This is a genomic window from Cellulomonas septica (assembly GCF_012396155.1).
In the GTDB taxonomy this organism is placed as follows: domain Bacteria; phylum Actinomycetota; class Actinomycetes; order Actinomycetales; family Cellulomonadaceae; genus Cellulomonas; species Cellulomonas septica.
Genome location: NZ_JAAXOY010000022.1, coordinates 1 through 13,759 on the forward strand (window position 1 = coordinate 1; position 13,759 = coordinate 13,759).

The 13,759-nt window shown below is 71.6% G+C and carries 13 protein-coding genes; 1 reads left to right on the forward strand and 12 read right to left on the reverse strand.

Annotation, left to right across the window (positions count from 1 at the left end; genetic code table 11):
• The coding region (locus HGA02_RS02290) for a DUF6541 family protein (protein WP_343035216.1) at positions 1–466 on the forward strand (466 nt) is incomplete at its 5' end.
• Here the strand turns inward: HGA02_RS02290 and HGA02_RS02295 are convergent.
• From HGA02_RS02295 to HGA02_RS02350, 12 genes are all read right to left on the reverse strand, one after another.
• Positions 445–1,656, reverse strand: a complete 1,212-nt coding sequence (locus HGA02_RS02295) for a glycosyltransferase 87 family protein (protein ID WP_168677131.1) — start codon at positions 1,654–1,656, stop codon at positions 445–447. The genes HGA02_RS02290 and HGA02_RS02295 overlap by 22 nt on opposite strands.
• Before the next feature lie 36 nt (positions 1,657–1,692).
• Positions 1,693–2,883, reverse strand: a complete 1,191-nt coding sequence (aroC, locus tag HGA02_RS02300) for a chorismate synthase (protein ID WP_168677141.1) — start codon at positions 2,881–2,883, stop codon at positions 1,693–1,695.
• Positions 2,884–2,971: 88 nt separating this feature from the next.
• Positions 2,972–3,775, reverse strand: a complete 804-nt coding sequence (locus tag HGA02_RS02305; protein ID WP_168677143.1) for a hypothetical protein — start codon at positions 3,773–3,775, stop codon at positions 2,972–2,974.
• Position 3,776: 1 nt separating this feature from the next.
• Positions 3,777–4,478 (reverse strand): PilN domain-containing protein, encoded by a 702-nt coding sequence (locus HGA02_RS02310; protein WP_168677145.1) that lies wholly within the window; start codon positions 4,476–4,478, stop codon positions 3,777–3,779.
• A complete protein-coding gene (gene pilM / locus HGA02_RS02315) occupies positions 4,475–5,539 on the reverse strand; it encodes a type IV pilus assembly protein PilM (protein ID WP_168677147.1) in 1,065 nt (354 codons plus the stop codon). Before pilM ends, HGA02_RS02310 begins: the two co-directional genes overlap by 4 nt.
• Before the next feature lie 99 nt (positions 5,540–5,638).
• Positions 5,639–6,448, reverse strand: a complete 810-nt coding sequence (locus HGA02_RS02320) for a prepilin peptidase (protein WP_168677149.1) — start codon at positions 6,446–6,448, stop codon at positions 5,639–5,641.
• 349 nt (positions 6,449–6,797) lie between these two features.
• Positions 6,798–8,738, reverse strand: a complete 1,941-nt coding sequence (locus HGA02_RS02325; protein ID WP_168677151.1) for a hypothetical protein — start codon at positions 8,736–8,738, stop codon at positions 6,798–6,800.
• A complete protein-coding gene (locus HGA02_RS02330; RefSeq protein ID WP_168677153.1) occupies positions 8,735–9,484 on the reverse strand; it encodes a prepilin-type N-terminal cleavage/methylation domain-containing protein in 750 nt (249 codons plus the stop codon). The genes HGA02_RS02325 and HGA02_RS02330 overlap by 4 nt, the downstream gene beginning before the upstream one ends.
• On the reverse strand, positions 9,484–10,569 hold the full coding sequence (locus tag HGA02_RS02335; protein ID WP_168677155.1) for a type II secretion system protein: 1,086 nt from the start codon (positions 10,567–10,569) through the stop codon (positions 9,484–9,486). The genes HGA02_RS02330 and HGA02_RS02335 overlap by 1 nt, the downstream gene beginning before the upstream one ends.
• 99 nt (positions 10,570–10,668) lie before the next feature.
• The gene (locus tag HGA02_RS02340) at positions 10,669–11,121 is read right to left on the reverse strand and encodes a type II secretion system protein (RefSeq protein WP_343035217.1); all 453 of its coding nucleotides are present in this window, start codon (positions 11,119–11,121) and stop codon (positions 10,669–10,671) included.
• A 153-nt stretch (positions 11,122–11,274) separates the two neighbouring features.
• The gene (locus HGA02_RS02345; protein WP_210728060.1) at positions 11,275–12,507 is read right to left on the reverse strand and encodes a type II secretion system F family protein; all 1,233 of its coding nucleotides are present in this window, start codon (positions 12,505–12,507) and stop codon (positions 11,275–11,277) included.
• Positions 12,504–13,759 (reverse strand): type IV pilus twitching motility protein PilT (locus HGA02_RS02350; RefSeq protein ID WP_281357086.1); only part of this gene is annotated, 1,256 nt, incomplete at its 5' end. The genes HGA02_RS02350 and HGA02_RS02345, both read right to left, overlap by 4 nt.

The following is a 13,759-nucleotide window of genomic DNA, read 5'->3' on the forward strand; positions in this document are numbered from 1 at the left end:
GACCCTCGTCGCCGCGTCGGCAGTCTCGGCGGGGGTCGGGCTCACCGCGCTCGCCGCGCGCACGTCCTGGCCGCAGCCCGGCTTTCCCGCCCTCGCCGACGCGGACGAGCTCGACCTCGCCCGCCGGCTCGACGTGTTGCTGCCCCCGGACGCGGTCCTCCTCGGGTCGCCGTACTCGGGGGTCGTGAACCTCGGTGAGCGCGCCGGCGTGCGGGTCGTCCCCCCGACGCAGGTCGCGCCACGCGACCCCGACGTCGCGTTCGTCGGCGCGCACGTCCAGGACCTCGGGTCGGACCCGCGGGTGTGCGCCGCGCTCCGCCGCCTCGGGGTCACGCACCTCTACGTCGACACCGCGCCGTGGAACACCGAGGGCGCCGTCGTGGACCTCCGCACGGCACCGCCGGCGGGCGTCCGGCTGGTCGACCGGGGCGGCTCCGCGGCGGTCTACGAGGTCGTCGGCTGCTGAGCCGTCCGGCGGTCGAGGACGAGCGCCAGGACGGGGACCGCGACCAGCAGCAGGTCACCGGTGCGCCACAGCACCGTCGTCGGCAGCAGGTAGGGCGCCAGCACGACGGCCGGCGCCACGAGCGACCCCACGAGGCGCCAGCGTCGGACGAGGGCGACGTCGCTCGTCCACGCCCAGACCAGCAGCACCGCGACGAGGGGTCCGGCGTAGTACGTGAGGCGCATGGGGTCGAGCAGGAGGCGTGCCGCGACCACGACCACGACCACCAGCAGCGGCGAGCCCCGACGGCGCAGGGCGACCAGCGCCCCGAGCAGGCCCGCGATCCCGCCCTGGACGACGCGCATGGCCCACTCGGACTCGCCGACCCAGCCGGCGACGTAGCCCAGCAGCGAGCCGTTCCGGAAGCCCCAGGACATGTCGAAGGTCCGGACGTCGCCACCGAGAAGGAACGGCAGGTAGAGGGCGGCGGTGACGCCGGCCGCCGTGAGGGCCCCGAGCAGCGTCCCGCCGACGCGCCGGCCCAGGAGCACGACAGGACCTCCGAGCAGGCCCCACTGCTTGACGCCGGTCGCGACACCCACGAGCAGAGCGGCGACCACGTGTCGCCCCGCGGCGGCGCTCAGCGCGGCGTTGGCCAGGACGAGACCGATGAGGATCTCCTCCGGGTGGCCGTTGCCGATGCCCTCGGCCAGGAAGCCGCCGAGGGACAGCACGAGCCCGACGGCCCACTGCGCGGGCAGGACGGGTGCCCCCGTGAGGCGTGCGGCGCGCCGCGTCGTCCACATCGCGAACCAGGCGATCGCAGCGGCCTGCACCGCCGCGAGCGGGGCCAGCGGGGACACGCCGACCAGGTCGAGCGCCCGGGTCGCGAGGCCGAGCACGAGCAGGTACAGCGGGCCGATCTGGAGACCGCCGTCGGCGAACACGTCGAGGACGTCGGGGCCGAGCATGGTGCTCCCGGCGGAGCGGAACCACCCCGCGTCACCGTCGGGGATGACGGCGCCGAGCGCACCGCACGTGACGGCCGCGAGGAGCACGACGCCGAGGACCGGACGCTGCCAGACCGCGCGCAGCGCGACCCACAGGCGCGGGCGGGCCTCCTGCAGCCTCGAGGTCTCCCGGGCGAGCCACGTCGTGCCGTCGGGCTCCGGGGACGCGTCGACCAGGGGCGGGTCCTGCAGCTGCGTCACACCAGGGCATCGGCAGCCGGTCCGCCCGCCTTGAGGTCAGCGCAGGAGCTCGGGCACCGCGTCGAGGTAGCCGGCGAGGTTGCGCCGGACCTCCGCGACCGAGTCGCCGCCCGTCTTCTCCAGCAGCGCGTCCGCGACCACGAGCGCGACCATGGCCTCGGCGACGACGGCCGCGGGCGGCACGGCACACACGTCCGACCGCTGGTGCTGGGCCTTCGCGGGCTCCCCGGTCGCGGTGTCGACGGTGTCGAGCGCACGCGGCACGGTCGAGATCGGCTTCATGGCCGCCCGGACGCGCAGCACCTCGCCGTTGGTCATGCCGCCCTCGAGACCGCCCGCACGGTTGGTGCGACGGACGATGCGGCCCGTGTCGTCACGCTCGATCTCGTCGTGCGCGACCGACCCGCGGCGCGTCGCGGTGCGAAAGCCGTCGCCGACCTCGACACCCTTGATCGCCTGGATCCCCATGAGCGCGCCCGCGAGGCGCGCGTCGAGCCGGCGATCGGCGTGGACGTAGGACCCGAGCCCCGCGGGCAGGCCGTGGACGAGCACCTCGACGACCCCGCCGAGCGTGTCGCCGTCCTTGTGGCACTCGTCGATCTCGGCGACCATCGCGGCCGACGTGGCGGGGTCGAAGCAGCGCACCGGGTCGGCGTCGAGCGCGGCGACGTCGTCGGGCGTCGGCGCGGGCGCGTCCTCCGGGACGGCGACGGGGCCGATGCCGACCACGTGCGACACGAGACGGACGCCCGCCGCCTGCTCGAGGAACGCCGCCGCGACGGTGCCGAGGGCGACGCGCGTGGCGGTCTCGCGCGCGCTCGCGCGCTCGAGCACGGGCCGGGCGTCGTCGAAGGCGTACTTCCGCATCCCGACCAGGTCGGCGTGGCCCGGGCGCGGGCGCGTGAGCGGGGCGTTGCGGGCCCGGTTGAGGACGGCCGGGTCGTCGACCGGGTCGGCCGCCATGACCTCCTGCCACTTGGGCCACTCGGTGTTGCCGATCTCGATCGCGACCGGACCACCCTGGGTGCGACCGTGCCGCACGCCCGCGAGGAGCCGCACGTCGTCCTGCTCGAACTTCATGCGCGCGCCGCGGCCGTACCCGAGCCGCCGGCGGGCGAGCGCCGCCTGCACGTCGGACGAACGGACCTCCACGTCGGCCGGCAGTCCCTCGAGGATCCCGACCAGGGCGGGACCGTGCGACTCACCTGACGTCAACCAGCGCAGCATGGGCCGCATCCTCCCACGACGGGTGCACGCGGAAGGGCCGGGTCCGCCTCCTGGGCGGGCCCGGCCCTTCCGGTCGTGCGACTCGGACCTACTGGCCCGGGATGGGCAGCAGCGGGTTCTTGCCGGGGACCGCACCGGGCAGCGCGGGCGGCGCGGCCTCCTCGGTCGGGGGCACCGCCAGGGCGTCGGGCAGCACGTACGTCTGGCCCGAGATGATGAGCTCCAGGTCACCGGGCGCGGTCGCCGGACGACCGGCCCCCGCGTCCGCCTGGTCCTGCGCCGTGCCGACCAGGCCGGTCACCAGGAACAGGCGCGGCGTCGCGTTCTGGATGTCCGACAGGAACGCGATCACGTTGTCGTACGTGCCGAGCGCGGTGATCGAGAACGGGATCGCCGCGAACCCGGCGGGCGCGCCTGCGGCCTGCTCGGGGGCGGGCGTCGCGCCCGTGCCGTCGGTCGCACCGGTCGCCTCGGTCGAGCCCTCGGCGGGCACCTCGCCGGCCGGGGTCTCCGCGGCGGGCGCGGCGGCGGGCGGCGCGACGACGACGGCCTGGGCCGTGCTCGGGGACACCCCGATCAGCGTGACCGAGTGCGCGACGGCGATCGCGTCGAGCTCGCGGATGTACGCCGCGAGGTTCGCCTCGACCGGGATCTGCGTCCGGAGCGCGTCGAGCTGGGCCCGGTACTCGGGGAGCTTCGCGAAGTCCGCCGCGAGCTTCTTGACGCGGAGGTCCAGCAGGTCGTTCTGCTCGCGCGTCTGCTGCGCCTCCGTCCGCAGCTCGGCCGCGGCGGCGAGCGTCGGGGAGATCGCGAGGAACCACGCGGCGACGGCCATGACGAGACCGATGAAGACCGTCCCGCCGATCCAGGTGCTCTTCTTCGCACCACTCATGTCAGCTTCCCTCCTGGACCGCGTCGAAGCGGTGGGCGTACGCGGTGTCGGTGAACTGCACCGTGGCGATGACGTTGTAGAACACGCCGTCCTCCTCGGTGAGCTCGGCCGACGTGGCCCACGGGTCGGTGAAGCCGGGGACGCTCGCGAGCGAGTCGATGAGCGCCGCGACGTCGGGCACGGTCCTCGAGTACGCCGTGAACTGGATCTGGCCCACGGACGGCCCCTGCAACGGGTCGGTCGGCGCAGCGGCCGGAACGGTCGGGGTCGCGCCGGTCACCGTGAACGTGTCGAGGTAGACACCTGCGGGCAGCACCGCGGTGATCGCGTCGACGTACGGCTTCCACTCGACCTCGGTCGACATGCCCACGGAGCGCGCGGTCGTCGCCTGGTCGAGCGCACCGAGCACCTGCGGCACCTCGGCGTACTTCTGCTGCTCGAGCTCGAGGCGCTCGGTCTCGGCCTGGGCCTCGGCGAGCTCCGTCGCGGCGGACGCGCCGGAGATGAGTGCGAGCCCGAACCCGCCCGCGCACAGCGCGAACGTCACGACCAGCGAGATCAGCAGCCAGCGCTTCGTCGCACGCAGACCTCGGGCGGCGCGGACCTCGGGCGGCAGCAGGTTGACCTGCGGGAGGGTGCCGCTCAGGGCGGTCCCGCCACCGGCGGACTTCGTCCGCGGCTTCTTCTCCAGGACGGTGCTCATGCGGCGACTCCATAGGCCAGGCCCACGGGCAGGGCGACGAACGGCTCGTGCCCGTTGAGCGACTCGCGCGAGAACGACTTGGCGGCACGCAGGCCCAGCAGCGGGTCGCCCAGCGTGACGGGGATGCGGCTCGCGCTCGACAGGTACTGCCCGAGGCCCGGCAGCTGCGAGCCGCCGCCCGTCAGGACGATGACGTCGATGGCCGCGCCGTTGTTGTTGCTGCCGTAGTACACGAACGTGTTGCGCACGGACTCGACGAGCGTGCGCACGACGGAGCCGACGGCCTCGGCCGCGTCCTGACGCTCACGTCCGACGGCGAAACCGACACCGACCTCGCGCTTGACGCCCTCGGCCTCCTGGGCGGAGATGCCCATCGCGCTCGCCACGGCAGCCGTGATGTTCTGGCCGCCCGTGGGCAGCGAGCGCACGAGGCGCGGGGTGGACTGCGACGAGATGACGACCGTGGTGATGGTCGCGCCGATGTCGACGAACGCGGCGGTCGCACGCGCGAGCTCGCCGCGGGCGAGGGCCCGGTGCAGCGCGAACGCGTTGAGGTCAACCATGCGCGCACGCAGGCCGGCGCCCTCGACGGCGAGGACGTTCGCGGTCACCGTGTCGCGCTGCGCGGCGACGAGCATGCCGTGCACGGCGCGGCCCTGCGGACCGTCGTACTCGGCCGTCGGGTAGAAGTCGAGCAGCGCGTCGTCCGTGGACATCGGGAGCATCTCGTGCACCTGGTACGGGAGCGACGCCTTGATCTGGGGCAGCGGCATCCAGGGCAGGTCGAGCTCGCGCACGATGACGCGCTGGTTGCCGACGCCGATGATGACGTCCTTGGACTCGAACTTGGCCTGCGCCCACAGCTGTCGCAGCGCCTGCGAGACGGTCTCGGGCTGGACGACCTCGCCGTCACGCACCGCACCGAGCGGGAGCTGGACCTGTCCGAAGCGGACGAGGGTGGGCGGGTTCTTCCCGGTCGGGCCGCCGCTGCCGAACTCGATCTCGGCGGCACGGACGCAGGACGAACCGATGTCGAGCCCGATGACACGTGTGGTGGCCACGAGGGTCCTTCCGGGAAGGGCGACGATTCACCCCTGCTATCGGCCGGGACCCCTCCCGACTTGAGCGCTGCGCACCAGTTGTCTGCGCTGCGTGCCTCGTCAGAGGGCGCCGAGGTACGCGCTCCAGAGCGACTCGCCGACGACGACGCCGACCGCGGCGCCGGCGAGCATCCAGGGCCCGAACGGGATGCCGGACTTGCGGCCCGCGCGGCCCGCGACGAGCAGCCCGACGGCGTACACGCCGCCGAGCAGGAACGCGGCGAACCAGCCGACGAGCAGTGCTCCCCAGCCGAACCAGCCGAGGTACAGCCCGAGCACGCCGGCGAGCTTGACGTCGCCCAGCCCCATGCCGGCCGGGTAGACGAGCACGGTGACGAGGTAGACGACGAAGAGGATCGCGCCGCCCGCGAGGGCACGCACCAGCGCGCCCCAGTCCGACGTGCCGCCCGGGTTCGCGCTCGCGAGGGCGAGCAGGGCCAGGGCGACCGGGTAGGACGGCAGGACGATCGCGTCGGGGAGCCGCTTGGTGTCGATGTCGATGAGCGTGAGCGCGACGCTGATCGCGGCGAGGTAGAGCAGCGCGGGCAGGATCCACCTCGGGCCGGCGAACCACGCGGTGAGCGCGAACAGCACGCCCGTCGCGGCCTCGACGGCGGGGTAGCGCGCGGAGATCGGGGCGCCGCAGTCGCGGCACCGGCCGCGCAGCAGGAGCCACGACACGACGGGGACGTTGTCGCGGGCGCGGATCGCGTGGCCGCACCGCGGGCAGGCGCTGGGCGGGTGCACGACGGACTCGCCGCGCGGCACGCGCCAGACGACGACGTTGAGGAACGACCCGACGAGCAGCCCGAGCAGGCCGGCGACGACGGGGAGGGCGGCGGCGAGCACCGCGAGCTCGTCGGGGGTCATCGGCGGGCTCCGAGGTCAGGCGTTCGCACGCGTGTACAGGGTGTCGAGGCGGTGGTCGTCGACGCCGGTCGTGGCAGCCTGCAGCCCCGGACGGGCAGCGGCCGGCCGTCGGTCTCCAGGCGGTTGTCCATGCTAGTCGTCCCCCCGTGTCGATCCGGGCGCCCGTCGGCCCACGCCTGGCGCCCGAACGGCGCGATCGTGCGAGCGGAAGGGTGCTCCCGGTGATGAGGGCCGCCGCACGGTGCTTCGGCGAATCTTCATGCGTCAACGGCACGCGGCGCCGCGCACTTGAGCGCGACGCCGCGTGGAGGACGGTCTCATCCGGTCGTGGACGTCTGTCGTGCGGACGTCACTGCCGCAGGTTCTGCGGCGTGGGGATCTCGCCGCTGTACCGCATCGTCCACTCCGCGTTCGCCCACTCCGGGAAGAACGGGGGCCGCGAGTACTGCAGGCGCGTGTCGTACTGGTAGAGCTTCGTGTAGCCCTCGTTCCCCTTGCCGACGATGCCGCGCCAGCGCTGCGCGATCGAGCCGTTGACCAGGAGCGTGCCCGCGTCACCGCCGACGTCGTACTTCTGGACGAGGAACGAGTGCAGCAGCGTCTGGATCGAGCCGGCGATCTGCACGCCGTCCGCCGGGTTCTTGGCACCGGTGGACGGGTCGACGTACCGGTTCGGCCAGCCCGACACCTCGCCGACGTTCTCGGGCGCGTCCGTGTTCCACACCTGGCCGTAGGTCTGGCAGGAGCCGTTCGCCCGGTAGGCCACGCACCGCGTGACCGACTTGACGTCACCGACGCGCGGATGGAACACCTCGACCGCGTTCGTGGCGACCAGCCCGAGCATGTCACGGTCGTTGTTGGACAGCCCGCCCGCGAGGACGAGGTCGCCGGTGACGACCACGGACTGCGCGGCGGCGACCGTCACGCGGCCCTGGAGCACGCCCTCGACGTAGAGGTTGCCCTCGCCGCAGTACTTGGTCGACTCGAGCATGTTCGTGTCGGCCTTGTAGCTCGTGATGCTCGACGTCGGCGTGGTCTTCGCGGCGGAGAAGTCGCCGAGCGGCAGCGTCTTGCCGCTGACGCCCCCGATCTCGCCCGCGTAGCACTGGCGCAGCGCGCCGCCCGACGCGGCCACGTACACGACCATCTCGTTGGGGACGTCGACCAGGGCACCGGCCGCCGAGTTGAGGTCGGTCGTCGAGCCGCAGCTCGGGTCCGACGCGGTGCCGGGGAGCCGGATCGCGACGGGGGCCCGGTTGTTGTTGACGCTCGTCTTGTTCCAGACGCGCATCTTGCCGGGGCTCGTCGCGGTCGCGCCCTTCTCGAAGACGATGCGCGTCGACCCGAAGTAGTGGCACCCGGGGTGCGTCGCGAACTCCCCCGAGTTGTCCGGGAGGTAGAGCGGGTCGTCGTACTTCGGCTTCTTGCCGCTGAAGTCGGCCACCGAGCCGCTGCGCAGGCAGTAGCTCTCCCACGACGAGTTCGTCGTGCCGGCGTTCTTGCAGCGCGTGTCCGCGGTGTACACCTGCTCGAGGAACACCGGCTTGAGACCGCTGCGCGCCGTGCCGAGGATCGTGTCGTTGGTGAACACCTCGCCGTCCAGGCGGTCGCCGCCGATGAACGTGATCTCCATGCAGTCCGGGTTGTTCGCCGCGTTGTACGCGGACCGGCCGTTGTACCAGTACTTCGCGAGGGTGTTGCCGCTCCGGCCGCAGACGTCCGACGGGACGCCGCTCGGGTAGTCCGTCTTGTTGTAGGCCTGGATGTTGGCCGGGTCCGCCGACTCGAAGTCGGTGTAGTAGACGTAGTCGGTCGAGGCGCCACGGCCGACCGCGGTCTCGATGGTGCGGTAGGAGTCCCCCACGCGACCGGTCACCGTCAGCAGGTAGGTCCCCGTGCTGCCGTTGTAGGCCCCGACGAGGTAGTGGAACACCGGGTCCTTGGGACCGGTCGCGCCCGAGACGACCGGCTGCCAGCCGACCGGTGTGGTCGCGCTCCAGCCGCAGGAGTTGGTCGTCGTGACGGGCCCACGCCAGGCGGCGTTCCCGCAGTCCACCGTGCGACCGTACGAGCTGTCCCGGTTGAGGCGGCTGATGAAGTCGTCCACACCCGACTGCGCGGCGGCCATGGCCCCGGTGTAGTCCTGGGTCAGACGCGAGAAGCGCTGGCTCGAGACGGTGAACGAGAGCGCGGCGAACGCGAGCATCGCGAGCACGAGCATGGAGCCGACGACGATCACCAGGGCGGCGCCCCGGTCGTCCTCGGAGCTCCTCAGTCGACGCAGGATCACGGCGTGTCCGATTCCGGCCGGAGGACGGCCAGTGAGTTGGGCAGGAGGATGCGCTGGATGTACGTGGTGGTGCCGGTGCTCGTCTGGGCGTTGTCGCGGACCCGCAGCGTGACCTCGACCGAGAGGACCTCGCCCATGTCCGCCGCCGTCAACCCGCTGCTCGGCACCGTCATCGCGCTGCCGTCGTCGCGGTAGTACTGGAACAGCGGCGTACCGCCGGACGTGCGGACGTCGGTGGCGAGGCGGCGGACCTGCAGTCGACTGCGGCACGCCGCCGTCGCACCGGACGCCTCTGCGTTGCAGTAGGTGAATCCGGCGCCCGCCGCCGGGGTTGCGGTGTCCGGGCGTTGCACCTTCTCGACCAGCACGCCCGCGTCGGGCCCGCTGGTCGCGACCGAGTACGAGATCCGGCTCGGCCCACGCACAGCCCCCGACGAGTTGTCGAGGTTGGCGTAGAACTGCATCGAGTAGGTGTTCGCGATGACGAACGCGTCGATGTCGCACGCGGTGGTGGTGCAGCTCGACAGCTTGTTGGGCTTCACGGCGGTCCGCAGCGTCTTGCTGAGCCGGTCGACCGACGCGCGCGCCACGTCGACCTGGTCCTGCCGTGTGATGTTCTGCACGACCGTGCGCTGGAACCCGATCGCGAGGGTCGCCACCGCCGCGATGATCATCCCGAGGATCATCATGCTGACGAGCAGTTCCGGCAGCGACTGACCGTCGTCGCGCCGCTGCGACACCCGCATCACGGCGTCACCGCCGGAAGCGGGACGTCGACAGTGACCGTCGAGCCGGGCTGGACTGCCGTCGTCGGGTAGCCGCCACCCGGCGCCGTGGTGCCGAAGTACACGCCGTAGGTCGTCGGCCACAGGCCGGTCACGTCCATGGTGGCCGCGGTGATCGGCACGCTCCAGGCGCCGCTCGACCCGGCGAACTCCGACGCGACCAGCGTGACCACGTTGCCGAGGACGTCCGCGTCGGTCACGGGCGCGAGCGTCACGGGGTCGACGAAGCGCAGCCGCATCGTCGCGGCCTGGTCGTACGTGAACTGGACGCCGTTGTTGAGGCGGCCACGCTGGACGAAGCCGACCGCCTTGGCGGGGCTCGTCGTGCGGGACACGTCGACGTACCCGGGGTCGACGACCCGCGCGGTGTACTCGGTGCCCGTGCCCGCTGCCGGGTTGACCTGGACGACGGCGCACCCCGAGGCGTCGGTCACGGCGCTGCGGGTCTCGCTGCCGGAGGACACGCTGACCGACCGGCCGGGGTTCGGGGTGCCGGCGGCCGTCGAGACGCGGACCGCGACGAACGCGGCGTTGCCCTGGACGCCGTCGTCCTTGCGCGGTGCGAGCTGCGTGCTCGACGTCACCGCCTTGACCGAGCCCATGCGCGGCCACGTCACGCTCACCGTCACGCGGAGCGTCGGGTACGTCACGACGCTGCCGCCGTTGCACGCGGACTGCCCGTTGCCGACCACGGACCACGCGACGTCGCGACGCACGGTGTACGACACCCCGTCGACGACGAGCGGCGCGCCCACGGTCTGGCCGGGGAGGTTGTGGGGGTTGACGACCGTCCCGGCGTTGGCGACGGTCATCGGCGCGGTGGCACTGCGCGCGAACTCGTCGCGCACGATGTCGATCTCCCGCGCGGCGAGGTTCGCCGCGGCGACACGGTTGCGGTTGACGACGCTCTGCGCCTGGCTCTGCAGGACGACGCCGATGATCGCGAGGCTCATCGTCCCGAGGATCACCATCGCGACGACCAGCTCGATGAGCGAGAAGCCCGCGTCGACGCGCTGGGGGGCGGACGCGGGCTGGAGGTGCGGCATCTCGAGACCCTTTCGGGGAGTCACCACGTGCAGGAGAGGAGCGGGTCGGACGGCAGATGGGGCGGGAGCGAGCGCTCCCGCCCCATCAGGAACGCGACGTCAGCAGGCAGCGCCCTTGACGAGGCCGTCCTGGGCCGAGTACTTCGCACGGCTCTGGGTGCCGCCCGAGTAGGTGACGTCGACGCACCACGTGGACGCGGCGTCCTGGATGGTCGTCGTCGTGCCGGGCACGAAGGTGACCGCGGTGATGTTCGACGAGGCCTTGCCGACGTCGACGCCGTTCACGGTGTACCGCGCCGGCGTGGCGCTCGAGCGAGCGACCTGGGCGGCGGTGAGGGCCGTCGTCGCGTCGACGTAGTAGGTGGCGATCTCCTTGCCGAGCGTCGAGACGTCCGACGTGGCGGCCGTGTCGTTCGCCTTCTTCCGCTGGTTGAGGAAGACCGGGATGGCGATCGCGGCGAGGATGCCGATGATGATCATGACGACGAGGAGCTCGATAAGGGTGAAGCCCTTGTCCTTCTCCTCGATGGACTTGCGGATGCGAGCGATCACTGCTGCTCCCTGTGTCACGTTGATGGTGTCGGTGTTCAACTTCAGTCCGGCGACCGCCGGTTCAGTCGTGCACCCCGGACATCGGCCGGGGCCGGCGGAGGCTTGAGCTCGCAGTTCCGAGAAGTCCCGAAACTCACTCGCTCGGAGCATTCGTCATTCGATGAGGTTGAAGATCCCGAAGATCGGCATGTACATCGCGATCACCATCGACCCGACGATTGCCCCGATGACGACGATCATGATCGGCTCGATCAGGCTCGTGAGCTGCTCGGTCGTCGACTCGACCTCCTGGTCGTAGAAGTCGGAGACCTTGGCGAGCATCGTGTCCAGCGCACCGGTGTCCTCACCGACGGCCATCATCTGCACGACCATGGGCGGGAAGACGGGGTGCTGCGAGAGCGGGCCGGCGAGCGACTCACCGCGGCGCACGGACTCCTGGACGGCCTTGGCGGCGCGTTCGATGACAAGGTTGCCGCTCGTCTCCCCCACGATGTCGAGCGCCTGCAGCAGCGGGACGCCGGCGTGGATCATCGTGCCGAAGTTCCGCGTGAACCGGGAGATCGCGATCTTCCGGAAGAGCTGCCCGAAAACGGGCACCTTGAGCTTCCACGGATCGACCCGTTCCCGGATCCCGCGGTCGTTCTTGTGCTTTCCCCACCAGAACGCGAAGATCCCGAGCCCGACGATGGTCGGGATGATCGTGATCTTCAGCGCCTGCGACAGGAACATGAGGATTCGGGTCGGCAGCGGCAGCGTCCCGCCGAGCGACGAGAACATGCCCGCGAAGACCGGCACGATGAACAGCAGCATGCCGGTCGTGGCGAGGATCGCGACGATGAAGACGACGACGGGGTAGGTCATCGCCGACTTGATCTTGCCGCGGAGCTTGACCTCGGCCTCGAAGTTGTTCGCGACCGACAGCAGCGTCTGGTCGAGGAAGCCGCCGACCTCGCCCGCCTTGACCATGTTGATCATGAGCGGCGGGAACACGTCGGGGTGCTTGCCGAGCGCCGTGGAGAACGCGACGCCGACCTCGACGTCGTTGCGCACCTGACCGAGCACCTTGGCGAGCGGCTTCGACTCGGTCTGCTCCGCGAGGATCGCGAGCGCGCGCAGGAGCGACAGGCCGGAGTCGATCATCGTCGCGAGCTGACGCGACATGACCGCGAGGTCCTTGAGCGAGATCTTGTTGCCGCCGAAGCCGGGGATGTTGATCTCGGCGTTGAGGCCCGAGGTCGACACCTCGGAGATCGAGACGGCCGCGAGGCCCATCTCGCGGAGCCGGTTGGCGACCGCCGCCTGGTTGTTGGCCTCGACGCGGCCCTTGACGATCTTCCCGGACTTGTCCCGGACCGCGTACTCGTACGTCTTCGTGGCGGCCATCAGAAGGCCTGCCCGTACGAGCCGGTGCCCATCGTGGCCTCGTCACCGAGACCGACGGAGCCCTGCGAGGCACCCGAGAACCGGCCGGTGAGCCGGTTGTAGTCCTCGACGTGGTGGCACTTCTCGAGCCCGAGCTCGTAGCTGATCTTGCCGGTCTTCACGAGGTCGGCGAGGTGCTGGTCCAAGGTGTGCATCCCCTGCTTCGCCCCGGCCTGCATGGCCGAGTAGATCTGGTGGGTCTTGCCCTCACGGATGAGGTTGCGGATGGCGGGCGTCGCGACCATGACCTCGGTCGCGACGGCACGCCCGGGGGCGTCGGACCGCTTGCACAGCGTCTGGCAGACGACGCCCTGGATCGCGCCCGCGAGCTGCGTGCGGACCTGGGCCTGCTGGTGCGACGGGAAGACGTCGATGATGCGGTCGATCGTCTGGGCGGCGTCCTGCGTGTGCAGCGTCGCGAAGACGAGGTGACCGGTCTCGGCCGCGGTGAGCGCGACGGAGATCGTCTCCAGGTCGCGCATCTCGCCGACGAGGATGATGTCCGGGTCCTGCCGCAGCACGTGCTTGAGCGCGTTCGCGAACGAGTGCGTGTCCTCGCCGACCTCGCGCTGGTTGATGAGCGACTTCTTGTGCCGGTGGAGGAACTCGATCGGGTCCTCGACGGTCATGATGTGGTCCTCGCGCGTGCGGTTCGCGAGGTCGATGATCGCGGCGAGCGTCGTCGACTTGCCCGAGCCGGTCGGGCCCGTGACGAGCACCAGGCCACGCGGCAGGCCCGCGAACGTGCCGACCACGGCCGGGACGCCGAGGTCCTCGAGCGGCTTGATCTCGTAGGGGATCACGCGGAACGCCGCGCCGATGGACTCGCGCTGCTGGTAGATGTTCACGCGGAACCGGGCGAGGCCGCGCACCGCGTACGAGAAGTCGAGCTCGAGGTTCGCCTCGAACGTCTCCCGCTGCTTCTGCGTGAGGATCGAGTAGATGACGCGGCGCAGCGGCTCCGGCATGAGCGGCGCGTAGCCGTCCATGGGGCGCAGCGAGCCCGCCACGCGCACGGTCGGCGGGGCACCCGTGGTGAAGTGCACGTCGGACGCGCCGAGCTTGACCATCTGGCCGAGGACGTCGTCGATGAGGATGTCGTCCTCGTGCCGGTCCTGCCCGACGCCCGACCGTGCGGACCGGTCCCTCGCGGCCCGCGGGAGGCCGTCGCCCGCCGCGGGCTTCGTCATCGCGGGGGCCGCGGGTGCGGGCGGCG

Excerpts from the sequence above, each read along its gene's own strand:
- HGA02_RS02310 (WP_168677145.1), bottom strand. The coding sequence starts at position 4,478 with ATGAGCACCGTCCTGGAGAAGAAGCCGCGGACGAAGTCCGCCGGTGGC.
- HGA02_RS02320 (WP_168677149.1), bottom strand. The coding sequence starts at position 6,448 with ATGACCCCCGACGAGCTCGCGGTGCTCGCCGCCGCCCTCCCCGTCGTC.
- HGA02_RS02335 (WP_168677155.1), bottom strand. The coding sequence starts at position 10,569 with ATGCCGCACCTCCAGCCCGCGTCCGCCCCCCAGCGCGTCGACGCGGGC.
- HGA02_RS02305 (WP_168677143.1), bottom strand. The coding sequence starts at position 3,775 with ATGAGTGGTGCGAAGAAGAGCACCTGGATCGGCGGGACGGTCTTCATC.
- HGA02_RS02330 (WP_168677153.1), bottom strand. The coding sequence starts at position 9,484 with ATGCGGGTGTCGCAGCGGCGCGACGACGGTCAGTCGCTGCCGGAACTG.
- aroC (WP_168677141.1), bottom strand. The coding sequence starts at position 2,883 with ATGCTGCGCTGGTTGACGTCAGGTGAGTCGCACGGTCCCGCCCTGGTC.